We start from the raw sequence: 21,928 nt of genomic DNA, 5'->3' as shown, positions 1-21,928 counted from the left end.
GTCCTGGACTGTGACCTGACCATGCCTACCCGTCCTTGTCCGACTGAAGAGCCGAATCCGGTCGCGTTTGCGCAAATGTGAGTGGAATCGGTGCCCGACTGCGACTGATGATGGCCCGATGAGCAGCAGACTGCGCGAGATCGCGCGGGAGAACGCGACGATCCTGGCGTCCGGTGGGTACGGAACGCGAACGGGGCGGCACGTCTCCCTGGCCGCCGCCCTGGCGGAGGCCAGGGCAGGAACCAGAATATATGGGCCGAACCAGGTCATTCCAGACGGACGGCTTCCGGCCAGGCGGTACCGGACGGCCATCGAGGTGACGGGGGAGAGCAGCACGGCCGCAGCCCGCAGGCTCGCCGCGGACGCCTCCGGACCGGGCGCGGTGGCCGTCCTGAACTTCGCCTCGGCCCGGAATCCCGGAGGCGGCTACCTCCGCGGCGCCGAGGCCCAGGAGGAGGCCCTGTGCCGGGCCTCCGCCCTGTACGAGACGCTGCTCCGGGCCCCCGAGTACTACGAGGTCCACCGCGCGGAACGCAGCACCTTCTACACCGACCGGGTGATTCACTCGCCCGGCGTGCCCGTCTTCCGCGACGACCGCGGCGAACTCCTGGAGGAGCCCTTCAGGGCGGGCTTCCTGACCTCCCCGGCCCCGAACGCCGACACCATCCGCCGCCAGGAACCGGAGCGCGCCGCCGAGATCCCGGCCGCCCTGGCCCGGCGCGCGGAGCGCGTCCTGGAGACCGCGGCCCTGCACGGGTACCCGCGGCTGGTGCTGGGCGCGTGGGGCTGCGGGGTGTTCCGCAACGACCCGGCGGACGTCGCGGAGGCCTTCCGGGGCCTCCTGGCGGGCCGCTTCGCCGGCGTCTTCGAGCGGGTGGTCTTCGCCGTCCTGGACCGCGATCCGACACCGCGGAAGGCGTTCGAACGGGCCTTCGGGTGCAAGGGTGGGGGCGCTCCCACCGGCCCGGAGGTGGTGCGGGAGGGCTGAGGGGACGCGGAGCGCGTCGGGTCGGGCCGTGGCGGGGGCCCGCAGGCGGAGTCCGGTTCCGGCGGGCTGCTACGCCCAGCCGTACCGCTCCCGCAGCCGGTTCGCGACCAGCCCGAACCGGCCGCGGTCCAGCGCGCACGCCTCCCGCCGCATCCCCGCCTCGTGCACCCGCAGCACCCGGTCCACGGACACCCACGACTCCCGCCCGGCCCGGTCCCACGGCCCGACCCCGATCGGCACCCACTCCCGGTCGTCGTCGTGCCGCTTGCTGGACAGCTGTACGGCGAGCAGCGTCGGCCGGCCCGCCTCCCGGGCGACGATGAGCACCGGGCGGTCCTTGCCCCGGCCGTCGTTCTCCTCGTACGGGACCCAGGTCCACACGATCTCGCCCGGGTCGGGATCCCCGTCGCGCACGGGAGCGTACGACGTCCGTACGGGTCCGATCGCTCCGGGGTCCGCCTCGGTGGTGGCGGCGGTGCCGCTGCGCCCGGGGTGCTCGACGGGGTCGGGGTGGTGGTGCGCGTGTGCCGTCACGTGCGCGAGGCTACCGCCCCGCGCGCGGCGGGGGTGGGAGAGGGGTGGGGGAGTCAGTCGGTGACGAGGGCGAGGACCAGGCCGTCGTAGCCCTTGCTGCCGACGGTCTGCAGGGCGGTCGCCGTCAACCGCGGGTGCTCGGCGATGAGTTCGGTGAACCGCCGCACGCCCTGGACGCGGGGGTCGGCGCTGTCGGCGTCGACGACGGCGCCGTCACGGACGACGTTGTCGCCGATGATGATGCTGCCCGGCCGGGTGAGCCTGACGGCCCACTCCAGGTAGGCCGGGTTGGACGGCTTGTCGGCGTCGATGAAGACGAGGTCGAACGGGGCGCTGCCGAGGAGCCCGGGCAGCAGTTCGAGGGCCGGCCCGCTTCGGACGTCGACGACCTCCCCGAGCCCGGCCCGCGCGATGTTCGCGGCGGCGACTCCGGCGCGCGCCTCGTCGACCTCCAGGGTCACCAGCTCCCCGCCGGCGGGCAGCGCCCGGGCGAGCCAGATGGTGCTGTAGCCGCCGAGCGTACCGATCTCCAGGATGCGGCGAGCGCCGTGGATGCGGGCGAGGAGGTTCAGCAACTTGCCCTGGTTCGGGGCGACCTGATGGCCGGGCAGACCGGCGGCGGTGGAGTCGGCGACGGCGCCGACGAGCGCCTCGTCCTCACGGACCAGCAGTCCCTCGAAGTACGCGTCCACAGCCGTCCAGGTCTGCTGGTCCATCGCTGCTGCTCCCTCGCCCTCTAAGTTTTTAATGGGAACTTACAGGACGGCGTGGGCGCCCGACACCCTTGGGAGCCGGGGGCGGTGGCTCGGGACGCCGCCCCCGTTGCCTTCCGCCCGTCAGGCCGTGGCCCTCTCCCCCGGCCAGTGCCGCTGCCACCGCTCCTCCGCCTCCAGTTGCGCGGCCAGGCTCAGCAGGACGGGCTCCGAGGACTCCGGGCCCAGGAGTTGGGCTCCGACCGGCAGGGCCGAGGCCGTGAATCCCGCCGGGACGTTCACCCCGGGCCAGCCCAGGACGTTCCACGTCCAGGCGTACGGGCAGGCGGCGATCATCGCCCGGTCCGTGGCCAAGGCGCCCAGCCCGGCCAGCGCGCCGATCCGCAGCGGCGGGGTGGCCGTCGTCGGGGTCAGGACCACGTCGAACCGGCCGAAGAGCTCCCCGATCCGCCACCGCAGGTACGACTCCGCCCGACGCGACACGCGCAGCGGGAGCCCGCCCAGGATCCGGCCCGTGCGCATCGCCCCGTGCGTGCGGGGGTCCAGCAGCCCCGTGTCCGGCACCCGTACCGCGTGGTCCCGTACGCCCGTGGCGGCCCGGGGCACGAAGGTCAGGCCGATCTGGCCGTACCGCGGGTCCTCCGGGACCACCTCGTGGCCCAGCGACTCCAGCCGCCCGGCGAGCCGCTCCACCGCCGCGCGGACCTCCGGGTCGAGGGGCTTCGGGGTGGCCGTGAAGGCCGTGCCGAAGGACAGGGCGATCCGCAGCCGCCGGGGGGCCCGGGCGGCAGCCGCGACCGCCGTGATCGGGGCCGGACGGTGCCGGTCCCGGGGGTGCGGCCCGCTCGCCGCGTCGAGCAGCAGGGCGGCGTCGGCGACGGTGCGGGCCAGGACGCCGTTGACGGTGAGCCCGTGGAACGACTCCGGCTCGGGCCAGGTGGAGATGCGGCCGCGCTGCGGCTTGACCCCGACCAGGTGCGTCCAGGCCGCCGGGATGCGGACCGATCCCGCGCCGTCGGAGCCGAGGGCCGCCGGGACCAGGCCGGCCGCGACGGCGGCCGCCGAGCCGCCGGAGGACCCGCCGGGCGTGTGGTCCGGGTTCCACGGGTTGCGGGTCGCCCCGAAGGCGTGCCCCTCGGTGAACGGCCACTGCCCCAGCTCCGGCGTCTGGGTCTTGCCGACGACGACCGCGCCGGCCTCGCGCAGCCTGCGTACCGCCTTGCTGTCGGCGGCCTTCGGCGGGAAGTCCCCCGCGCAGCCGAACGCGGTCGGCTCCCCGGCCACGTCCATGTCGTCCTTCACGGCCAGCGGCACACCGAGCAGCGGCAGCCGCTCGCCGGCGGCCAGCCGTCGGTCCGCGGCGTCGGCCTCGGCCAGCGCGGCCTCGGTGCGGACGATGCGGAAGGCGTTGAGCCGGGGCTGGGCGGCGGCTATCCGCTCCAGCGCCCGCTCCGTCAACTCCCTTGAGGTGACGTGTCCTTCGGCGAGCTCCTGCGTCATGGCCGCCAGGCCGGCGGTCGGCGCCTGCGTACCGGATGAGACGGCCATCGGCCCTCAACCCCTCCCCGTTACCGATCAGTAGAACCGACGGTAACGCCAGAGGCCGTCGATTCCCTAGAGCTAGACCCATCCCTCCAGCGAGGCCATGAACCCGGCGAAGTCGTCGCGGTGGACGGTGTGTCCGGCGCCCGCGACCGTACGTGTCTCGAAACCGCGCTTCTGGAGCTCGGCCACCTGCTCCGCCGACAGGAAGAGGCTGGGGTCGGCGAGCTGGACCAGCGAGGGCACCACCGGCGCGTCCGGCAGCAGGTCCGCGTCGACCAGCGGGGCCAGGCCCTCGGCCGTCGCCTCGTCCCACACGGCGAGGCTCGCCAGCTCGTTGTCGACGTCCTCCTCCTCCCAGCGCGGGTTGAGCGCCTTCACCTGCTCCCGTGGTGCGTGCTTGAACTGGGCGAGGAACCCCAGGTTGACGCCCTGCATGGCGCCGGCCAGCCCCCAGGCCGGATCGGAGTACACCGCCCGCTGCGGCCGCAGCCGGTCGACGGCCAGGGACAGCGCCAGCCCGCCGAGCGAGTGGCCGACGGCGAGCTCCGCCCCGGTGGGCAGGGTCTCGGCGACGTCGTCCGCGAAGATGTCCGGGCTGTACGCGCCGCGCCCGCTGGCGCCGTGCCCGCGCAGGTCGACGGCGACGACCCGGTAGCCGCGCTCGGCGAGGGCGGGCCCGACGCGCCGCCACGTCCGGTGGTCGGACATGATGCCGTGGATGAGCAGGGCCAGCCGGTCGCCCTCGCCCCAGGTACGGGTGTGCAACTGCATGCCGCCGATTCCTTCCAGTTCCGAACGGGCTTGCGATACACGGGCATTGTCACCACCGCCGGTCCGGGAGGGGCGTGATCGCGCCAGAGCCCCGTGACCACCGGGCCGTGGTACCGGCACCCGCGGGAGCAGCGGCGGGTCCGCTCCCGGGGGCGGTGCGGGGGCGCCGCCGTGCGGGCCCACATCCGGCCACATGCCCGACCCCGGCCGCCACCGGTCTGGAAGGATGCCACGGCGATGTCACAGTCACCGAAGCCGCCGAAGCCGCCGAAGCCGCCGAAGCCGTCCCTCCCGGCGCCGACGACGCCGTCCGTGCCCACCAGCGCCGACGTGGCCCGCCTCGCCGGGGTCTCGCGCGCGACGGTCTCGTACGTCCTCAACAACGCCCAGGCGGTCCGCATCAGCGAACCGACCCGCCGCAGGGTCCGCCGGGCCGCCGAGGAGCTCGGGTACGTGCCGCACGCCGCCGCGCGCAGCCTGCGCGCCGGCCACACCCGGATCGTGCTGCTGCCCGCCTCCGAGGGCCCGGTCGGCCCGCTGCACAGCGGCTTCCTCAACGAGCTGCAGCGGGCGCTGCGCCGTCTCGACTACACGGTGGTCCAGTACGGCAGCCTCGGCCTCAGCGGTGACGAGGCGGCCCGCGCCTGGGCGGAGCTGCGTCCCGTCGCCGTGGTCTGCCTCGGGCGGATCACGCTGTCGGCCCACGACGTGGGCACCCTCAAGCGGGCCGGGGCCCGTGCGGTGATCACGATGGGCCCGGCGCCGGTCCCCGGGGCGCACGCCCTGATCGCGGACCAGGCCGAGGTGGGCGCGCGGGCCGCCGCCCACCTGCTGGAACGCGGCCGCCGGCGGATCGGCGTGGTCGTCCCGGCGGAGGAGGGGCCGGCGCTGTCCGCCGCGGCCCGCCTGGAGGGAGCCCGCTCGGCCGTCCGCTCGGCCGTGCCCCCGGTCGTTCCCCTCACCATGGCCTACACCGAGGAGTCCGCCGCGGGGCTCGCCGCCCGCTGGCGCTCCCTCGGCCTGGACGGCGTGTTCGCGTACGACGACGAGTACGCGATGCTGCTGATGCGGGCCCTGCTGGACGAGGGGCTGCGGATCCCCGAGGACGTCGCCGTCATCGGGGCGGGCGACCTGCTCCTCGGCCGGCTGCTACGACCCCGGCTGAGCACCGTGCGGTTCGAGATGCCGACCGGGGACCACCTCGCGGAGCTCGTGGACCGGGCGGTGCGGGAGCCTGCCCAGACCCCCGACCGGCACGGCCCGGTGGCCGCCACCGCCGTCGGCCGCGATTCCACCTGATCCACCCGATCCACCCGATCCCCCTGGTCCACCCGATCCCCCTGGTCCGCCCCGCGGGTCCGGCCGACCCGGCCCCGGCACGCCGTGCCACCCGACCCCCTGCCGCCGTTGACAGGCGGTGACCGGCGGACGGAGACTGCGGGCGCGCCCCACCGGGCGCGCCCGGCGTCGTGCCCGGTGCCGACGGCGGCACCGTCCCGCCGCCGCCCGCACGGATCCGCCCAGGAGAGACGCGATGAGCATCCGCACCGTCCGCGACGTGTACGTCGTCGACGCCGTCCGCACCCCGATCGGCAAGTTCGGCGGCGCCCTCGCCGGGGTCCGCCCGGACGACCTCGCCGCGCACGTGGTGCGCGCGCTGGTGGACCGTACGCCCTCCCTCGACCCGGCCCGGATCGACGACGTCGTCTTCGGCGACGCCAACGGGGCCGGTGAGGACAACCGGGACGTGGCCCGCATGGCGGTGCTCCTCGCGGGACTGCCCGTGACCGTGCCCGGCGTCACCGTCAACCGGCTGTGCGGATCGGGCCTCGAAGCGGTGATCCAGGCCGCCCGGTCCATCGCCCTGGGCGACTCGTCCGTCGCCATCGCCGGCGGCGTGGAGTCGATGACCCGCGCGCCCTGGGTGGTGCAGAAGCCGGAGCGCCCCTTCCCCTCCACTCACCAGCAGATGTGGTCGACCGCGCTCGGCTGGCGGATGACCAACCCGCGGATGCCCGAGGAGTGGACCGTCTCCCTCGGCGAGGGCGCCGAACTCGTCGCGGAGAAGTACGGCATCACCCGCGAGGCGCAGGACCTGTTCGCGCTGGACAGCCACCGCAAGGCGGCCGATGCCTGGTCTGCCGGACTGTACGACGACGAGGTCGTGCCCTTCCCCGGCGTCGACCTCGTCCGCGACGAGTGCATCCGCGAGGGTTCCACCCCGGAGGCGCTGGCCCGCCTGAAGCCGGTCTTCCGGACCGACGGCAGCGGTACCGTCACGGCCGCGAACGCCTCCCCGCTCAACGACGGCGCCGCGGCGCTGCTCCTGACCGACGAGGCGGGCCTGGCGGCCACCGGCCGGGAGCCGCTCGCCCGCATCAGCGCCTCCGCGGTGACCGGGATCGAGCCGCAGCTGTTCGGGCTGGGCCCCGTCGAGGCCGTGCAGCGGGCCCTCGCCAAGGCGGGCACCGGCCTGGCCGACCTCTCCGTCATGGAGTTGAACGAGGCCTTCGCGGCGCAGGCGCTGGGCTGCCTCGCCGCCTGGCCGGAGCTGGATCAGGCAGTCGTCAACCCGCGCGGCGGGGCCATCGCGATCGGGCACCCGCTCGGCGCCTCGGGCGCCCGGCTCGCCGGCTCGGTGGCGCACCAGCTGGCCGCGGCGGGCTCCGGCAAGGGCATCGCGGCGCTGTGCATCGGGGTCGGACAGGGCATCGCGCTGGTCCTGGAGCGCTGAGTGACGACGGGCCCGCGGCGATCGTTTCCGGTCAACGCGGGCCCTGAACTGCCCGAAACTGAACAGATGTGGTGCCTGGCGGTCTGGCACGATGGCGCGGGCTGCTCTGCCGCCGCCCCCGCCGCCAGCCGCTCCGCCGACCCCTCCGGAGGCACCGCGCCATGCCGCTCCTCGAACCGACGCTCTGGCAGGACGGACCGACCCTCACCGGCGGCACCGCGCCGGTCGTCGAGCCCGCCACCGGCCGCACCCTCGCCACCGTCGACCTGGCCGCACCCGCCGACGTCGCGGAGGCCGCCGCGCGGGCCCGGGCGGCGCAGCAGGACTGGGGCCCGGCCCCGCACCCCGAGCGGGCCGCCGTCCTGCGCCGGGCCGGCGACCTGTTCACCGCCCATGCCGCGGAGCTGCGCGACTGGCTGGTCCGCGAGTCGGGCTCCATAGCCGGCAAGGCGGACTTCGAGCTGCACGTCGCCGCCCAGGAGTGCTACGAGGCCGCGGCCCTGGCCTCCCGGCCCGCCGGGCAGGTGCTGCCCAGCGAGGCGCCCCGGCTCTCCTTCACCCGCCGGGTCCCGGCCGGCGTGGTCGGGGTGATCGCCCCGTTCAACGCCCCGCTGATCCTGTCGATCCGCTCCGTCGCCCCGGCGCTGGCCCTCGGCAACGCCGTGCTCCTCAAGCCGGACCACCGGACCGCCGTGTGCGGGGGCCTCGCGCTCGCCGCCGTGTTCGCCGCGGCCGGCCTGCCCGCCGGGCTGCTGCAGGTGCTGCCCGGCGGCGCCGACACCGGGGCCGCGGTGGTCGTCGACCCCCTGGTGCGGGTGGTGTCGTTCACCGGGTCCACGGCCTCCGGCCGGGCCGTCGGCGAACTGGGCGGCCGTCACCTCAAGCGACTGCACCTGGAGTTGGGCGGCAACTCCGCCCTGCTCGTCCTGCGCGACGCGGACGTCGAGGCCGCCGTCGCCCAGGCCTCCTGGGGGTCCTTCTTCCACCAGGGCCAGATATGCATGACCACCGGCCGGCACCTCGTCCACGCCTCCCTGTACGACGAGTACGTCGAGCGGCTCGCCGCCCGCGCCGAGTCGCTGGCGGTGGGGGACCCGTACCGGGAGCAGGTGCACCTGGGGCCGCTGATCGACCGCACCCAGCTCGACCGGGTCCACGCGCTGGTCGGGGCCAGCGTCGAGCAGGGCGCGAAGCTCGTGGCCGGCGGCACCCACGAGGACCTGTTCTACCGGCCGACCGTACTGGCCGGCGTCGGCGACGACACGCCCGCGTACGCGGAGGAGGCCTTCGGGCCCGTGGCACCCGTCCGGTCCTTCGCGACGGAGGACGAGGCGGTGGAACTGGCCTCCGCCGGCCCGTACGGCCTCTCCCTCGGCATCGTCACCCGCGACGCGGCGCGCGGACTGGAGCTCGCCGCGCGGATCCCGACCGGGATCGCGCACGTCAACGACCAGACGGTGAACGACGAGGCAGTGGCCCCCTTCGGCGGGGTCGCCGCCTCCGGCACCGGGGTCCGCTTCGGCGGCGAGGCGAACCTCGACGCGTTCACCGAGCTGCGCTGGAGCACGCTGCGGTCCGCACCGGCCGGGCACCCGTTCTAGTGCACCAGCCGGTGCGTTCCGTCCGTCGGCGCCCCTTCCCCCCTTCGGCCCCTGGCCGGAATGCGCGGGGCGGGTCGTTCGTTCAAGGACCGTACGAGCCAATCAGGAGGTCTGGAAACGTGGCTACCGTCGAGCTCACCAAAGAGAACTTCGACCGAACGGTCAGCGAGAACCCGTTCGTGCTGATCGACTTCTGGGCGGGCTGGTGCAGGCCCTGCCTGCAGTTCGCCCCGGTGTACGAGAAGGCCTCCGAGGCCAACCCCGACCTGGTGTTCGCGAAGGTGGACACCGAGGCCCAGCAGGAGCTGGCCGCGGCCTTCGCGATCACCTCGATTCCGACACTGATGATCGTCCGGGACCAGGTGGCCGTCTTCGCCCAGCCCGGCGCGCTGCCGGAGCCGGCCCTGACGGACCTCATCGGGCAGGCCCGCGCCCTCGACATGGACGAAGTCCGCGCGAAGATCGCCGCCGCGGAGCAGGACCGGGGCTAGTGTGACGGGGACCGGCCGGGGGACCTCCCCGATCACCGGCCCCGACATCCCGGGAAGGCGCGCATGGCGGACGAGGTGGAGTACGACGTCGTGGTCCTCGGCGGCGGGCCGGCCGGCGAGAACGTCGTGGACCGGACCTGCGCCGCCGGGCTCAGCACCGCCCTCGTGGAGGCCGAGCTCATCGGCGGCGAGTGCTCGTACTGGGCCTGCGTCCCCAGCAAGGCGCTGCTGCGCCCCGCGCTGGCCAGGGCGGACGCCCGCCGGGTGCCCGGGCTGGCGGGTGCCGTCACGGGCGGCCTCGACACGCGAGCCGTATTCGCCCACCGCGACTACTGGACCGGGAACTGGAAGGACGACGGCCAGGTCGACTGGCTGGACTCGATCGGCGCCCACACCTACCGGGGCCACGGCCGCCTCGCCGGGACCCGCAAGGTCGTCGTCGAAGGCGCCGAGGGCGAGCACCACGTCCTCTCCGCCCGGCACGCCGTGGTGGTCGCCACCGGCAGCCGCGCCGTCATCCCGCCGCTGCCCGGGATCGCCGGGGCCCGGCCGTGGACCAGCCGCGAGGCCACCTCCGCCCGGGAGGTGCCGGGCCGGCTGGTGATCGTCGGCGGCTCGGTGGTGGCCGCCGAGATGGCGACGGCCTGGCAGGCGCTCGGCTCCCGGGTCACCGTGCTGGCGCGCGGTTCCGGGCTGCTGCCGCGGATGGAGCCCTTCGCCGGGGAAATGGTCGCGGACGCGCTGCGCGAGGCCGGGGCCGAGGTCCGTACGGGCGTCTCGGCCGAAGCGGTCGTGCGCGACGGGCCGGCCGGACCGGTCCGGGTGGTGCTGGAGGGCGGCGAGATCGTGGAGGGCGACGAGCTGCTGATGGCGACCGGCCGCGCGCCGCGGACCGACGACCTGGGGCTGGAGACCGTCGGGCTGACGCCGGGCGACTGGATCGACGTGGACGAGAGCTGCCGGGTGCCGGGGCACGACTGGCTGTGGGCGGTCGGCGACGTCAACCACCGCGTCCTCCTCACCCACCAGGGCAAGTACCAGGGCCGGATCGTGGGCGCGGCCATCGCCGCCCGCGCGGCCGGCACCCCCGAGCTGGACGACGGCCCCTGGGGTGCGCACGCGGCGACCGCCGACCGGCGGGCCCTGCCGCAGGCGGTGTTCACCGACCCGGAGGCGGCGGCGGTGGGCCGCACCCTGGCCGAGGCCGAACGGGCCGGCCACCGGGTCCGCGCCGTGGACTACGAGATGGGGAAGGTGTCGGGGGCCGGGCTGTACGCCGACGGCTATCGAGGGCGTGCCCGGATGGTCGTCGACCTGGACCGGGAGGTGCTGCTGGGCGCCACCTTCGTCGGCCCGGGCGCGGCCGAACTGGTGCACGCTGCCACGATCGCGGTCGCCGGGGAGGTGCCGGTCGACCGGCTGTGGCATGCGGTTCCGTCGTTCCCGACGATCAGCGAGGTGTGGCTGAGGCTCCTGGAGGCCTACCGGGGTTAGCGCCGCCGCCTTCGGGCCCGTACGGGCGCGGCCCTTAGGGCCCGTACGCTCGGCAGGCAAGGCCCGCCCGCCCCCGGGAGGTCCGGGGCGGGCGGGCCCGCCCGTACGCGGGCCGGCCGGGGGTCAGGGGCCGACGGTGATCTGCTGGGCCGGGTCGGTGGTGTCGGTGATCTTGTAGACGGCGTTGAAGGTGGACGTCGTCGCGCTGGTCGGGCAGCCGAAGCCGCCGGTGACCGTCACCGGCACGGTGGCGTTCGTGAAGGTCAGGCTCGGCGGGGCGCCGTTGGCCCAGGTCCCGGAGACGTTGGCCGGGCCGGAGGGCGCGGCGGTGACCGTGCAGTTGGCCAGGCCGCTCGTCTGCACGACGAGCCCGCCGGCCGGGACCGTCATGGTGGCGGTGACGGGGGAGCCGTACTGCATCGACACCGACCAGGCGCCGCTGGTCGTGACCGTCGGGGTCACGCCCGGCAGGCTGGCGGTGCACGAGCTGTACGTCGGCGGGGTGATCGGGGACGACACCGGCCCGGCGGGGTTCTGGTTGCCGGGGGCCGCCGGGACGGCGCCGGTGGTGACCGAGACCGTGCAGGTCACCGTGACCGCGCCGGCCTTGAGGGTGGCCTTCCCGCCGAGGGCGGCCTGGAAGGAGTGGCCGGCCGGGGTGACGGTCGTCGACCCGGCGACCGGCCGGGGCACGGCGGTGGCGGTGGCCGAGGCCACCGACAGCACTCCGGCGGCTGCCATCCCGAGGGCGAGCGCGGTGCGCTTTCGGCTCATGGCTGTGCTCCTTGGGGATCGTGGTGCGGGGCGGAGGGGGGAGCGGGGGCGGGTGCGGGTGCCTGCGGGGGTGTGGGGGAGCCCTCCGCGGGCGTGCCCTGCGCGGGCGCTGTCTCCTGCGCTGGCGCGGGGCGCGGGGCGGCGTACGGCTGCCAGGCGAACATCAGGCCGCCGCCGAGGATGCCGAGCAGGGTGCCGATCAGGAACCCGCCGAGGTTGGACAGCACCAGCGCGGCGGTCGCGATGAGCGTGGTGAGGATCCCGGCGAGGCCGCGCTGGGCGGGGGCGAACCAGGCGGTGAGACCGAGCACGATCATGACGATCCCCATGAGGACCGACGGGATGCCCGCCACGCCCTGCTGGAGCATGACCTTCAGCGGTGCCAGCGGCAGGACGCATATCTCGGCTCCGGCGAGGACGGCGAAGAGCCCGCCCCAGAACGGCCTGGTGCGCCGCCACCGCCGCCAGCGGCTCAGAAGCATTCCTTCTTGCCCTTGCTGATGCCCATGCTCAGCCCGGAGAGCTTGAACGTGCCCGCGTTGGTCGCCCACGCGGTCTGCTGGAGATCGGTGATGCTGACGGTGTCCGCCTGCTGCGCGAACAGGTCCTGCATGCCCACGGCCTCCGCCGGGCCCTTGTCGAGGGTGGAGGCGTCGCGGCCGATCTCGATGTTGGTGAAGACGGCGTTGCCGGAGAGCTGGGTGGCGTCGACGAAGAGGTTGCTCGCCTCGACCGGTGCGTTCTTGCCGGCGGTGAGGTTGAGCGAGATGTCGCCGACCAGGGGGAGCGAGGTCACCACCGACTGGCACAGGTTGTGCAGGCGGGCCTCCTTGATGGCGGTGACCGCCACCGGGATGAGCTCCTGGCGGGCGTTGACGTCGACGCTGCCGTACTGGGCGAAGCCCTCGCCGTCGAGGCTCGACGCCGCGACCTTGAACTGCTGGCCGGAGACGGCGAAGGAGGCGGCGAGCGCGCCCTGCGCGAGGGCGATGCCGAGGCCGGCGGTCACGGCCACGGCGGGGAGGGTCAGGACCGCGAAGCGACGCCAACGGACCCGGCCGGCACCCTCGTCGCGGGCCGAGGCAGCTCTGCCGGGAGGGCCGGATACATCGGGTAAGTGCGGGGAATCGGTCATGGGGATCGTCCCTTATATCGGCTGTGCACCGTTGTTACCGACGAGTTGAATGTAAGAGTGCCAATGGGGGTTGGCAAGGTTGCTCGGGCGTACCGTTTCGGCCGAGTCCTACCCGTCGGTCCCGTCCCGCCTACCGCTCCGTGCCCAGGAGTTCGGCGACCTCGTCCTCCATCCTCCGGGCCATCGCGCGGGCGAACTCCGTGGCCACGACCTCGCCGGCGACCGGACGCAGCGCCGCCGCCGCGCTGCTGATGTGATCCAGTTGCGTGGCCGAAAGGTGCTCCAGCCCGTCCGGGCCGATCACATGCCGCCGGAACAGTCCGACGAACCGGTCGGCGAGCGCCGCCGCCTGTGTCTGGACGAGGTCCCCCGCGTCGAGGATCTCCGTAAGCGGCACGCCCTGCCGCACCAGCGTGAGCGTCGCCTCCAGCAGCCGCCGGCTCCGGTGCGTGACCCGGTCCCCGTCGATGCGCACGTACCCCAGCCGGGCCGCCCGCCGGGTGTCCTCGGCCGTCGCCGCCGGCCCGAACAGCTCGGCCAGCTCCGCCAGGGTCATGGTGACCGGGTCCTCCTGCACCCAGTCCCGGGTCATCGCCCGCTCCAGGCCCAGCAGTTGGGACAGGCCCCCGCCCGCCTCCCACGCGTGCAGCAGCTCACCGATGCCGTTGACCGTGTAGCCCCGCCCGAGCAGATCGCTGATCAGGCGCAGCCGGGTCAGGTGGTCCTCGGAGTACCAGGCGATCCGGCCCTCCCGGCGCGGCGGCGGCAGCAGCCCGCGCTCCTGGTAGTAGCGCAGGTTGCGCACCTTGACGCCGGCCGCCAGCGCCAGCTCCTCCCGGCGGTAGCGGCCCGGAACCGCAGCGGTGCCGCCGCCCTCCCGGCCCTCCTGGCCGCTCTCGTCGTCCACGTCGTCCACGCCGTCCACGTCGTCCCGCACCAGGCTGCTCACGCGGCCGAGTGTAGGACGTACCGGCTGGTCACATGGGGCGCGGACGCTTCTCCCGCTTCACGGCCCGCAGGACCACGAACCGCGGCTCGCTCGCGGCGACTTCACTGTTGCCGAAGAGGCGGCGCAGGTGCGTGTGGTAGCCGAGGTGGCGGTTGGCGACGATCCACAGCTCGCCCCCCGGCCGCAGCGCCCGCCGCGACTGGGCGAACATGCGCAGCGCCGTCGCGTCCGTCGTGGCCTGGTGGGAGTGGAACGGCGGGTTGCACAGGACGAGGTCCACCGATCCGGCCGGCAGCATCGACAGCCCGTCGCCGACGAGGAACTCGGCCCGGTCGCGGGAGCCGCGCCGGACGTTCGCCTCGTACGTGGCCCGGGCGGAGGCCACCGCCTGGTAGGACTCGTCCGCGAAGACGACCTCCGCGTCCGGGTCGGCGACCGCGACCGCCGTGCCGACGATGCCGTTGCCGCAGCCCAGGTCGACGACGCGGGCGCCGTCCGTGTTGGTCGGGATGCTCTGCAGGAAGAACCGGGTGCCGACGTCGAGGCGGTCCGCGCAGAAGATCCCCGCGTGGTTGACCGCGGTCAGCCCGGCCCCCGAGCCGGCGTCCCGGTCCAGCGTGTACGTGAGCGGCCAGCCGCCCCCGGCCGGCGCGGCGGCGGTCGCTGCCGCCGTGACCGCGGGATCCGGGGTGCAGAAGATCAGCCGGGCCTTCTTCTCGGCGAGGGAGGTCCTGGTCGGGCCGAGGATCCGCTCGAAGAGGTTCAGCGTGGAGGTGTGGATCTCCTTGACCATGCCGGTGCCGACCACGACCGTGCCCGCATGGACGTGCGGGGCCAGCCGCAGCAGCTGGTCCTCCAGCAGGGCCAGGCTCTTGGGCACCCGCACCAGCAGCACGTCGATCCGCTGCGGCGGCGCGTCCTGCGTGGTCAGCAGCGTGACCGTGCCCGCGGCCACCCCGGCGCGCGCCAGGTTGGCCTCGGTGGCGGCCCGGGTCAGGGCGGAATCGGTGATCTGGGTCGGCCGGTACGCGGCCAGCGCCGTCACCAGCGCCCCCCAGCGGTCCCCGAGCACGGTGACCTGCCCGGCGCCGGCCAGGTCCACGGGGCCGCGCTTGCCCGTCCCGGCGTCCAGGTGGCGCAGCAGGTACTCGTCGGCGGCGTCCCAGGCCCGGAGGCGGTCGCGCGGGTCGGCGGGGAAGCGGGTGAGCTCGTGGGAGCCGAAAGGCGTGGTCAGACGGTTCATCGTGCCCCCAGGCTAACCGAGCCGGCCCCCCGCCCCCGCACGTACGCGCGGCGGGAGGGGGCGGGACGGCGTGCGCGCGTGCGGGGAGAAGCGGCAGACCTGGCCGCTACTCGGGGAAGTCGCCGGCCATCGCCGCGGCCAGCCGCAGGTACGGCGCCGCCTCCGCGGCGCGGCCCCGACGCTCCAGGGTGCGGCCGAGCAGCAGCTGCGCGTAGTCCTCCACCGGCCAGCGCTCCAGGATCGCGCGGAGCTCCTGCTCGGCGCGCGAGAGCTGCGCGGAGTGGTAGTAGGCGCGGGCCAGCAGCAGCCGGGGGGCGAGCTGCTCGGGGACCTCGGCGGCCAGCGCGTCCAGCACCTTCGCGGCCGTGGCGTACTCCTTCGCGTCGAAGAAGAGCCGGGCGCGCGCCCAGCGCTCGGCTGCCGTCCCCTGCTCGTAGTACGTCGTCGGCGCGTCCATCGGGTTCCTTCCGCTGCTCGGGTGCTGCGTCCGCCCCCTCCAACACGGGAGGGGAGCCTGGCATTCCACGGAACACGGCGCCCGCGGCGGTACTAAGTTGGTCCGCATGAGCAATCTTGATCGCCAGCCCGCTCTCTCCGCCTGCGGCGGCCGCGGCTTCGTCGTGGCCGAACCCGTGCGCGAGCTCCTCAGCCCGCGCACGGTCAAGCTCGGGGAATCCACCGAGGTCCGCCGACTCCTGCCGAACCTGGGGCGCCGCATGGTGGGCGCCTGGTGCTTCGTCGACCACTACGGCCCGGACGACATCGCGGGCGAACCCGGCATGCAGGTTGCGCCCCATCCCCACTCCGGCCTCCAGACGGTGAGCTGGCTCCACGACGGGGAGGTGCTCCACCGCGACAGCGTGGGCAGCCTGCAGACCATCCGGCCGCGCGAACTGGGCCTGATGACCTCGGGCCGCGGGATCAGCCACTCCGAGGAGAGCCCCCGCACGCACGGCCGGTACCTGCACGGCGCCCAGCTGTGGGTGGCCCTCCCCGACGCCCACCGCGACGTCGAGCCGCACTTCCAGCACCACGCCGAGCTGCCGCACGTGACCGCCCCGGGCCTGAGCGCCACCGTGATCCTGGGCACCCTCGACACGGCCACCTCGCCCGGCACGGCGTACACCCCGATCGTCGGTGCGGACATCGCCCTGGCGGCGGGCACCGAGGCCCGGCTCCCCCTGGATCCGGACTTCGAGTACGCGGTCCTGTCCATGTCCGGCGAGGCCCACGTCGACGGCGTCCCGGTCCTCCCGGGCTCCATGCTCTACCTCGGCTGCGGCCGCACCGAACTCCCGCTGCGCGCAGCCTCGGACGCGGGCCTGATGCTCCTGGGCGGCGAGCCGTTCGAGGAGGAGATCGTGATGTTCTGGAACTGGATCGGTCGCTCCCACGAGGAGATCGCCCAGTTCCGCGAGGACTGGACGAACGGCACCCGCTACGGCGAGGTCAAGGGCTACGACGGCCCTCCGCTTCGTGCTCCCGAGCTCCCGCCGACGCACCTGAAACCCAGAGGAAGGATGCGTTGACCTGCTTGTTTGCCTGGGGCGAGGGTCGGGTGTGGTAGCTGCTCCCGGCCCTCCGGGGGGCGATTCGTGGATGAAGCGTGTGTGGCGGATCTTGTGTACAACTGACAACGTCCTTGCCTATCCCGCCGAGGCATTCTCGCCCTGGCGGCCGTGGTCAAGATCGAAGGACGACGAGCGAACGCTGGTCCCGGCAGACCCCATGGAGCTGTTCGCGGGTGTCCCGGCCGACGGCCAGGTCCGCCACGGCCTGGTGCACGAGCGGCTGGTCGATCAAGCCCAGGCGCTTGCCGGCCATGCTCCAGGCCTGGCAGGGCGGTTCCCCGTCAAGTTCAGCGTGTTGATGATTCCCTTCAAGGATGCGTCTCGCGGCGGCTGACTGCGGTTGGCGTATCAGCTCGGGGAAGCTGTGGTGTCGGGTGGCAGATCACTTCCGGTCGAGAGGGTGAGGCGTCGTCTCACCTCGTCTGTCAGGGCGGCCAGTCGGGGCGAGATGGCGGCCACCGGTGCGCGGGGTTTGTCGATTCGGCGTGCCGCCTCCGGCGCCTGTGCGAGATCTGTCTCGAAGCGGGTCCGTGCCGATGCCAGGGAGGGGTGCGGGCCGACCCGGCGTCCGTTGCGCATCACGGTCCGCAGCAGCCGCTCCGTCCCTTCGGGGACGTCCTCGTCGCGCAGGCCGACGACGTCCTGGAGGCCTGGCTGGCGGAAGACCTGTTTGGGGGCGGGTGCGGTCGCTTTGGCGGAGGAGAGCTTCATGACCGGGCGGCCGTCGTACGCGACGAGCTTGTACGCCGCGTCGAGGTACGGGGCGTCGGCGGACACGCCCATCTTTGTACCGACCGCGTAGACGTCGATCGGCGCCCCGGCTCGCACGAGATCGTCGACCGCGTACTCATCAAGGCCTCCGCTCGCGATGATCCGCACGCCAGGCAGCCCCTCGGCGTCGAGCAGGGTGCGGGTGAGCCGGGCGAGGGCGTCGAGATCCCCGCTGTCGAGCCTGACCGCACAGTCGGCCGGGTCGTCCAGTTCATGGAAGACCTGCGCGGCGGCCTTGACCCCGTGCTCGGTGTCGTAGGTGTCGACGAGGAGGGTGACTGGACCGGGGTGGGCCCGGACGAAGGCCCGGAACGCGTCGCGTTCGGTGGGGAAGGACTCGACGTACGAGTGCGCCATCGTGCCGGATGCGGGAACGCCGTACTGCACGGCGGCGGCCACGTTGCTCGTCCCGGCGAACCCCACCATCGCGCTGAGCCGCGCCGACGCCTTTCCTGCGTCGGGTCCGTGGCTGCGGCGCAGCGAGAAGTCGATCACGGGGTGTCCGGCGGCGGCCAGGACACACCGGGCGGCCTTGGACGCGACAGCGGTCTGGTGGCAGACCAGGGTGAGCAGGTACGTCTCCACCAGCTGCGCCTGCGGCAACGGCGCGGTCACCTCCAGCAGTGGCTCCCCGGCGAGGACGAGCCGTCCCTCCGGCACGGCCCGCACCTCCCCGTCGAACCGCAGGCCGAGGAGGGGCCGGAGCTCATCCGGCCGCCGGTGCAGTGCCTCCGCGAAGTCCCGCACGTCGGCCCGGGTGACCGTGAAACCGGAGAGGAAGTCGAGCGCGGGCTCCAGCCCGGCCGCCACCAGGAACCCACGGCTCTCGGGCAGATCCCGGACGAACAGACTGAACGTGGCCGGCCCTCGCATCCCCTCGCGGAGGTACGACAGGGCCATGGTCACCTCGTAGAGGTCCGTGGTCGTCACTCCGGACATGCTTCCTCCTCTGCGTCGGGCCGTTCGGCACGCAGCTTCCGCTTCGTGAGCGGTCATGCGCGTCCACTTCGCCGCGCGGCTCCCTGAGCTGCTGCGCGGTTCACCGGCCGGTTCGGCGGGGGGCGTCACGCTCGGGTGTTCCCCTCGACCTTCGGTACGACCGCGAAGGGGCAGAGCGCGTGGTGGAGCAGGGTGTGGGCGCCGCGGCCGAGTTGCAGGCCCCGAGTGTGCTCATGGCGGTGTGCGCCGACGACCACGAGGTCGGCCGCCGCGGTGCGTTCGAGGAGGATCTTGTGCGCGGGCCCCTCCGCCGGAGCTCTGCGTGGCCGGACCGGCAGGTGCTCCCGCAGCGGCCCGGTGAGGACCTCGTCGAGGAGGGTGTCGGCACGTGCCTGGTGGTAGACGCAGGTGCCGTCGGCGAGTGAAGGGTGGTCGACGGTGCCGTGTGCGGGACATCGCCAGGCGCGGACCGCGTGGAGGTCGCAGTCGCGCGTGGCGGCCTCGCGCAGGGCGAACCGTGCGGCCGCCAGGCCTGCGCGGCCGTGGGCGACGCCGAGCAGGACGCCGTCGTGCGCCCCGTCGAGGCCGGGCCCGTCGCCGCGGACGACGATGACCGGGCACCGGGCGCGGGCGGCGACGGACAGGCTGACCGAGCCCAGCAGGAGGTCCGCGATCTCGCCCCTGCCCCGTGAGCCGGTGACCAGGGCCCAGGAGGTGAGGCTCTCCCGAGGCAGCGCGTGCACCGGGTCTTCGGCGAGCACCTCTGTATCCACCCTGAGGTCAGGGTTGCGCCGCGCGGCGCGCCTGGCGGCGACGCGTACGACGTCATCGCCGACCAACCGTCCGGCGGACCGGTCCCGGTCGGGCGCCGGGATCTCGTTGCGTTCCCACCGGGAGGCGTACACGACCCGCAGAGAGCGTTTGTGCAGCGCGGCTTCGTCCACGGACCAGTCCAGTGCCCTGGAAGCCGGGGTCGGAGCCGTCGAGACCGACCGTCAGTGGGTGTTCCATCGGGGGCCACCACCTTCTCAATCGTCCGGTACGGCCGGTTCGTCGATCACGGAGCGCACGGCGCTGGGACGGTGCGCCGGTGCGGCGTCGGCAGCGCGGAGGCTCGGCCTCGGGCACCACGCCCACGGCCTGGTCGTCGGCGTCGAGGACGGGCAGTGATCCGATGCGGTGCTTCGAAGGGGTCGAGCGATGTCGTGGAGGTCCGCCGTGGACACACCTGCGCCAGCCGGCATCCCCGCTGTGCCGAGCGGTACAGGACGCCGCCTCTTTGGGGCCCGAGGTCGGCGACTTTGGGGCCCGAGGTCGGCGACGGAGACGAGCTTCCCGTGCTCGTACTCACCCGACGGGAGAAGCCGGCCCATGAGCGGTGTGCTTGTCCGCGGATTCCGGGTGGGCCTCAGGTCCGGGGAAGAAGACCGTCTCCCGGTCGTCCTCCGTCCAGCGCACGACGTGCGGCGGTGTGCCGTTTGGATGCTCGAGTCGCACGATCTGGCCTCGGCGTCGCTGCACGCCCAGGTGCAGGGACTCCAGTCTCCGATGTGCGCGCGCATGGGCACTTCCTCCACCTGCTGCTCACCGGCATCCCCCACCAGTTCGAGAGTACGCTCCGGGCAGCTGCGCGTCCGGTCCGCACCCAGTCGGCGCGGGGAGTTTCGGTGCCCGACTCGCCGTCCGGGCCGCGGAAGCGGAACATGGGAATTGACCCCCGAAGTTGGCGTTCCGTGGAGGTGAACCGCTATGACCCTGCCTGAACGCCACAGGCCAGGTCGGCTTCTGGAAAGGACGTTTCCCGCGCTGAGCTGGGGCGAACCGATGGCCAGCGAGTTCGACGAACTCTTCGAGCGGATGAACCAGCTGCTCGCGTCCGCCGCTCCCGCCGGGACGTGGTCCCCCCTTGCAGACATGCACGAGACGGACAGCGCCTACGTGGTCGAGGCCGAGCTCCCCGGAATCAAGAACGAGGACATCGACGTCGAGATCAGCGACCGGGAGCTGCGCATCACCGGGGAGTACAAGGAGCGCGAGCGTGAGGGCGTGCTGCGGCGCAGTACCCGGCGCACGGGGCACTTCGAGTGCCGGGTGCTGCTGACGGCCGACGTCAAGGCGGAGGACGTCACGGCGACGATGGCCGACGGAGTGCTGACGGTGACCGTTCCCAAGGCCGAAGCCGGCAAGGCCCGGCACATCGAGATCACCGCAGGCTGACGTACCGACACATCTCCGCCGTGTTCGGGACGGACGGCGGTGCTGCACTGTCTGCCTCGCCACCTCGCATCACCGCCCCTGGGTGCCGCGCCGAGGCCCGTCTTCGATCGAGGAGCTTTCCGGAGCTCCCACGGGTCCGTCTGGCGGGCCGTCACGTGTCGCGGTCGGCCACGCGGGCCGTCGCGTGAGCCGCCGAGGCCTCCGGCGCCGTCGGCCCCCGGATGGCGGCCGTGGCTGTTCCCCTTGCCACGCTGATCGTGCTTCTCGTCATGCTGGCTCGGGTCGTCCCCGCAGGGGACGTCGTTCCCGTACAGCGAGTTCGTGGGCAAGGTGAATTCGGGTCTGGTGAAGACGGCTTCGACCAGAGCAGCGGCATCGTCGTACTCGCCGCGACCCACCGGCCCGAGGCCCTCGACCCGGCCCTGCTGCGCCCCGGCCGCTTCGACCGGCACGTGACCGTGCCGCTGCCCAACCAGGCCGAGCGGGCCGCGATCCTCGCCGTCCACGCCCGCGGCAAGAACCTGGCACCCGACGTCGACTGGAGCACCGCCGCCCGCGCCACCCCCGGCTTCTCCGGAGCGGACCTGGCCAACCTGGTCAACGAGGCCGCCATCAACGCCGTCCGCGCCGACCGCGTCGTCATCGACGCCGACGACCTGGACACCGCCCGCGGTTCGACGAGGAACAGGCCGACGGCCATGACGGCCGCAACAGCAGCTTGCACACCTGACCGGCTCGGGCTGTGGTCGCGAGCCTACGCGCGCGGCAGGCTGGCCGACCCCGGCTCAGGTGGACACCAGGCGGCACCGCACGTCGACGACGCCTTCGACGGCCTGGGCGAGCCGGGTGGCCAAGGGAATGAGGTGGGCGTCGCGGACGTGTCCCGTCAGGGTGACGACGCCGTGCGTGACATCGATCTTGACGTCCTGTCGCGAGAGCGGGAAGACCCGCTCGACGACCTCCCTGAGGACTTCGGCTGCGAGGTCGTCATCGGAGCGCAGGAAGATCTTCAGGAGGTCGGAGCGGCTGACGATGCCCTTGAGCGTGCCGTCGGCATCGACGACAGGAAGGCGCTTGACACGACGCTCGGCCATGAGACGGGCCGTCTGGGAGAGGGTGGCGTCGGGGCGGACGGTCACGGCGGGGCGGGTCATCAGTTCCCCGGCGTGCAGTGACCCGGCCTTCGCCGTGCCGCTGGGATGGATCACATGCTCGATCAAGCCGGGGCGGTGTCCGCGGAACTCCTCCTTGGGCAGCAGGTCGGCCTCGGAGACCACGCCGACGACGTGGCCCTCGCCTTCGATGACGGGGACGGCAGTCACCTTCCACAGCTCCATGGCGGCGACGATCTCCTTGAAGTCCGCCTCGGGGGTGACGGTGACCACGGTCTTCGTCATGACGTCGCTGACGGTGCGCGGGGCGGAGGTCATGGCACCTTCCTCTGTGTGCGTGGGCGGG

General features: G+C 73.7%; 22 protein-coding genes and 2 pseudogenes. 9 read left to right on the top strand and 15 right to left on the bottom strand.

Annotation, left to right across the window (positions count from 1 at the left end):
- Nucleotides 1–118 precede the first annotated feature (118 nt).
- Nucleotides 119–988 carry a TIGR02452 family protein gene (locus ACSHWO_RS05095; RefSeq protein ID WP_438310209.1) on the top strand — a complete coding sequence of 290 codons (870 nt, stop codon included), beginning with the start codon at nt 119–121 and terminating at the stop codon, nt 986–988.
- 69 nt (nt 989–1,057) lie between these two features.
- On the opposite strand, the gene ACSHWO_RS05090 is transcribed toward ACSHWO_RS05095, so the two are convergent.
- The 4 genes from ACSHWO_RS05090 to ACSHWO_RS05075 form a co-directional block, all read right to left on the bottom strand.
- The gene (locus ACSHWO_RS05090) at nt 1,058–1,522 is read right to left on the bottom strand and encodes a type II toxin-antitoxin system PemK/MazF family toxin (protein WP_438310208.1); all 465 of its coding nucleotides are present in this window, start codon (nt 1,520–1,522) and stop codon (nt 1,058–1,060) included.
- Between the two features lie 53 nt (nt 1,523–1,575).
- The gene (locus tag ACSHWO_RS05085) at nt 1,576–2,238 is read right to left on the bottom strand and encodes an O-methyltransferase (RefSeq protein ID WP_438310207.1); all 663 of its coding nucleotides are present in this window, start codon (nt 2,236–2,238) and stop codon (nt 1,576–1,578) included.
- A gap of 120 nt (nt 2,239–2,358) precedes the next feature.
- Nucleotides 2,359–3,783: an amidase gene (locus tag ACSHWO_RS05080; protein ID WP_438310206.1), complete on the bottom strand. Its 1,425-nt coding sequence runs from the start codon at nt 3,781–3,783 to the stop codon at nt 2,359–2,361.
- Nucleotides 3,784–3,855: 72 nt separating this feature from the next.
- Nucleotides 3,856–4,551: an alpha/beta fold hydrolase gene (locus tag ACSHWO_RS05075; RefSeq protein ID WP_438310205.1), complete on the bottom strand. Its 696-nt coding sequence runs from the start codon at nt 4,549–4,551 to the stop codon at nt 3,856–3,858.
- A gap of 237 nt (nt 4,552–4,788) precedes the next feature.
- Here ACSHWO_RS05075 and ACSHWO_RS05070 point away from each other — a divergent pair, with 237 nt between their 5' ends.
- From ACSHWO_RS05070 to ACSHWO_RS05050, 5 genes are all read left to right on the top strand, one after another.
- A complete protein-coding gene (locus ACSHWO_RS05070) occupies nt 4,789–5,850 on the top strand; it encodes a LacI family DNA-binding transcriptional regulator (RefSeq protein WP_438310204.1) in 1,062 nt (353 codons plus the stop codon).
- 235 nt (nt 5,851–6,085) lie between these two features.
- Nucleotides 6,086–7,285 (top strand): thiolase family protein, encoded by a 1,200-nt coding sequence (locus ACSHWO_RS05065; protein WP_438310203.1) that lies wholly within the window; start codon nt 6,086–6,088, stop codon nt 7,283–7,285.
- 161 nt (nt 7,286–7,446) lie between these two features.
- Nucleotides 7,447–8,886: an aldehyde dehydrogenase family protein gene (locus tag ACSHWO_RS05060; RefSeq protein ID WP_438310202.1), complete on the top strand. Its 1,440-nt coding sequence runs from the start codon at nt 7,447–7,449 to the stop codon at nt 8,884–8,886.
- A 119-nt stretch (nt 8,887–9,005) separates the two neighbouring features.
- On the top strand, nt 9,006–9,377 hold the full coding sequence (locus tag ACSHWO_RS05055) for a thioredoxin family protein (RefSeq protein WP_361085964.1): 372 nt from the start codon (nt 9,006–9,008) through the stop codon (nt 9,375–9,377).
- 63 nt (nt 9,378–9,440) lie between these two features.
- The gene (locus ACSHWO_RS05050; RefSeq protein ID WP_438310201.1) at nt 9,441–10,871 is read left to right on the top strand and encodes a dihydrolipoyl dehydrogenase family protein; all 1,431 of its coding nucleotides are present in this window, start codon (nt 9,441–9,443) and stop codon (nt 10,869–10,871) included.
- A gap of 123 nt (nt 10,872–10,994) precedes the next feature.
- On the opposite strand, the gene ACSHWO_RS05045 is transcribed toward ACSHWO_RS05050, so the two are convergent.
- The 6 genes from ACSHWO_RS05045 to ACSHWO_RS05020 all read right to left on the bottom strand — a co-directional run bounded on the left by ACSHWO_RS05045 (nt 10,995) and on the right by ACSHWO_RS05020 (nt 15,429).
- Nucleotides 10,995–11,645, bottom strand: a complete 651-nt coding sequence (locus tag ACSHWO_RS05045; protein WP_438310200.1) for a hypothetical protein — start codon at nt 11,643–11,645, stop codon at nt 10,995–10,997.
- Nucleotides 11,642–12,127 (bottom strand): DUF6114 domain-containing protein, encoded by a 486-nt coding sequence (locus ACSHWO_RS05040; protein ID WP_438310199.1) that lies wholly within the window; start codon nt 12,125–12,127, stop codon nt 11,642–11,644. The genes ACSHWO_RS05045 and ACSHWO_RS05040 overlap by 4 nt, the downstream gene beginning before the upstream one ends.
- Nucleotides 12,118–12,675 (bottom strand): DUF6230 family protein, encoded by a 558-nt coding sequence (locus tag ACSHWO_RS05035; protein ID WP_385804724.1) that lies wholly within the window; start codon nt 12,673–12,675, stop codon nt 12,118–12,120. The genes ACSHWO_RS05040 and ACSHWO_RS05035 overlap by 10 nt, the downstream gene beginning before the upstream one ends.
- A 235-nt stretch (nt 12,676–12,910) precedes the next feature.
- Complete coding sequence (locus ACSHWO_RS05030) at nt 12,911–13,729, bottom strand: MerR family transcriptional regulator (protein ID WP_404234658.1); 819 nt, start codon at nt 13,727–13,729, stop codon at nt 12,911–12,913.
- 28 nt (nt 13,730–13,757) lie between these two features.
- Entirely contained in the window at nt 13,758–14,963 is a 1,206-nt protein-coding gene (locus tag ACSHWO_RS05025) for a methyltransferase (RefSeq protein ID WP_438318936.1), read from the bottom strand.
- Nucleotides 14,964–15,078: 115 nt separating this feature from the next.
- Nucleotides 15,079–15,429, bottom strand: a complete 351-nt coding sequence (locus ACSHWO_RS05020; RefSeq protein WP_361085943.1) for a tetratricopeptide repeat protein — start codon at nt 15,427–15,429, stop codon at nt 15,079–15,081.
- 106 nt (nt 15,430–15,535) lie between these two features.
- On the opposite strand from ACSHWO_RS05020, the gene ACSHWO_RS05015 reads away from it, so the two are divergent.
- Nucleotides 15,536–16,501, top strand: a complete 966-nt coding sequence (locus ACSHWO_RS05015) for a pirin family protein (protein ID WP_438310198.1) — start codon at nt 15,536–15,538, stop codon at nt 16,499–16,501.
- Between the two features lie 169 nt (nt 16,502–16,670).
- Here ACSHWO_RS05015 and ACSHWO_RS05010 read toward each other — a convergent pair.
- From ACSHWO_RS05010 to ACSHWO_RS04995, 4 genes and pseudogenes are all read right to left on the bottom strand, one after another.
- A pseudogene (locus ACSHWO_RS05010) lies at nt 16,671–16,859 on the bottom strand (hypothetical protein); the annotation flags it as partial.
- A gap of 32 nt (nt 16,860–16,891) precedes the next feature.
- Nucleotides 16,892–18,253, bottom strand: coding sequence for a nicotinate phosphoribosyltransferase (locus tag ACSHWO_RS05005; RefSeq protein WP_438310197.1), 1,362 nt, complete (start codon nt 18,251–18,253; stop codon nt 16,892–16,894).
- Nucleotides 18,254–18,378: 125 nt separating this feature from the next.
- Nucleotides 18,379–19,197 (bottom strand): universal stress protein, encoded by an 819-nt coding sequence (locus tag ACSHWO_RS05000; protein ID WP_438310196.1) that lies wholly within the window; start codon nt 19,195–19,197, stop codon nt 18,379–18,381.
- 403 nt (nt 19,198–19,600) lie between these two features.
- Nucleotides 19,601–19,780, bottom strand: a complete 180-nt coding sequence (locus ACSHWO_RS04995) for a DUF1918 domain-containing protein (RefSeq protein WP_438318933.1) — start codon at nt 19,778–19,780, stop codon at nt 19,601–19,603.
- A gap of 297 nt (nt 19,781–20,077) precedes the next feature.
- Here ACSHWO_RS04995 and ACSHWO_RS04990 point away from each other — a divergent pair, with 297 nt between their 5' ends.
- Complete coding sequence (locus ACSHWO_RS04990; protein WP_438310195.1) at nt 20,078–20,470, top strand: Hsp20/alpha crystallin family protein; 393 nt, start codon at nt 20,078–20,080, stop codon at nt 20,468–20,470.
- A 221-nt stretch (nt 20,471–20,691) separates the two neighbouring features.
- A pseudogene (locus ACSHWO_RS04985) lies at nt 20,692–21,120 on the top strand (AAA family ATPase); the annotation flags it as partial.
- 135 nt (nt 21,121–21,255) lie between these two features.
- Here the strand turns inward: ACSHWO_RS04985 and ACSHWO_RS04980 are convergent.
- Nucleotides 21,256–21,900, bottom strand: coding sequence for a CBS domain-containing protein (locus ACSHWO_RS04980; RefSeq protein ID WP_438310194.1), 645 nt, complete (start codon nt 21,898–21,900; stop codon nt 21,256–21,258).
- Nucleotides 21,901–21,928: the final 28 nt, after the last annotated feature.

Origin of the sequence: Streptomyces pallidus (ex Mingjun et al. 2026), assembly GCF_051550185.1 — a bacterium.
In the GTDB taxonomy this organism is placed as follows: Bacteria; Actinomycetota; Actinomycetes; order Streptomycetales; family Streptomycetaceae; genus Streptomyces.
Note: the sequence above shows the minus strand (reverse complement) of the source record. Positions and strands in the feature narration are given on the sequence as shown.

Excerpts from the sequence above, each read along its gene's own strand:
- ACSHWO_RS05020 (WP_361085943.1), bottom strand. The coding sequence starts at position 15,429 with ATGGACGCGCCGACGACGTACTACGAGCAGGGGACGGCAGCCGAGCGC.
- ACSHWO_RS05095 (WP_438310209.1), top strand. The coding sequence starts at position 119 with ATGAGCAGCAGACTGCGCGAGATCGCGCGGGAGAACGCGACGATCCTG.
- ACSHWO_RS05065 (WP_438310203.1), top strand. The coding sequence starts at position 6,086 with ATGAGCATCCGCACCGTCCGCGACGTGTACGTCGTCGACGCCGTCCGC.
- ACSHWO_RS05050 (WP_438310201.1), top strand. The coding sequence starts at position 9,441 with ATGGCGGACGAGGTGGAGTACGACGTCGTGGTCCTCGGCGGCGGGCCG.
- ACSHWO_RS05060 (WP_438310202.1), top strand. The coding sequence starts at position 7,447 with ATGCCGCTCCTCGAACCGACGCTCTGGCAGGACGGACCGACCCTCACC.
- ACSHWO_RS05005 (WP_438310197.1), bottom strand. The coding sequence starts at position 18,253 with ATGTCCGGAGTGACGACCACGGACCTCTACGAGGTGACCATGGCCCTG.
- ACSHWO_RS04980 (WP_438310194.1), bottom strand. The coding sequence starts at position 21,900 with ATGACCTCCGCCCCGCGCACCGTCAGCGACGTCATGACGAAGACCGTG.
- ACSHWO_RS05070 (WP_438310204.1), top strand. The coding sequence starts at position 4,789 with ATGTCACAGTCACCGAAGCCGCCGAAGCCGCCGAAGCCGCCGAAGCCG.
- ACSHWO_RS05045 (WP_438310200.1), bottom strand. The coding sequence starts at position 11,645 with ATGAGCCGAAAGCGCACCGCGCTCGCCCTCGGGATGGCAGCCGCCGGA.
- ACSHWO_RS05075 (WP_438310205.1), bottom strand. The coding sequence starts at position 4,551 with ATGCAGTTGCACACCCGTACCTGGGGCGAGGGCGACCGGCTGGCCCTG.
- ACSHWO_RS05080 (WP_438310206.1), bottom strand. The coding sequence starts at position 3,783 with ATGGCCGTCTCATCCGGTACGCAGGCGCCGACCGCCGGCCTGGCGGCC.
- ACSHWO_RS05040 (WP_438310199.1), bottom strand. The coding sequence starts at position 12,127 with ATGCTTCTGAGCCGCTGGCGGCGGTGGCGGCGCACCAGGCCGTTCTGG.
- ACSHWO_RS05015 (WP_438310198.1), top strand. The coding sequence starts at position 15,536 with ATGAGCAATCTTGATCGCCAGCCCGCTCTCTCCGCCTGCGGCGGCCGC.
- ACSHWO_RS05085 (WP_438310207.1), bottom strand. The coding sequence starts at position 2,238 with ATGGACCAGCAGACCTGGACGGCTGTGGACGCGTACTTCGAGGGACTG.
- ACSHWO_RS04990 (WP_438310195.1), top strand. The coding sequence starts at position 20,078 with ATGGCCAGCGAGTTCGACGAACTCTTCGAGCGGATGAACCAGCTGCTC.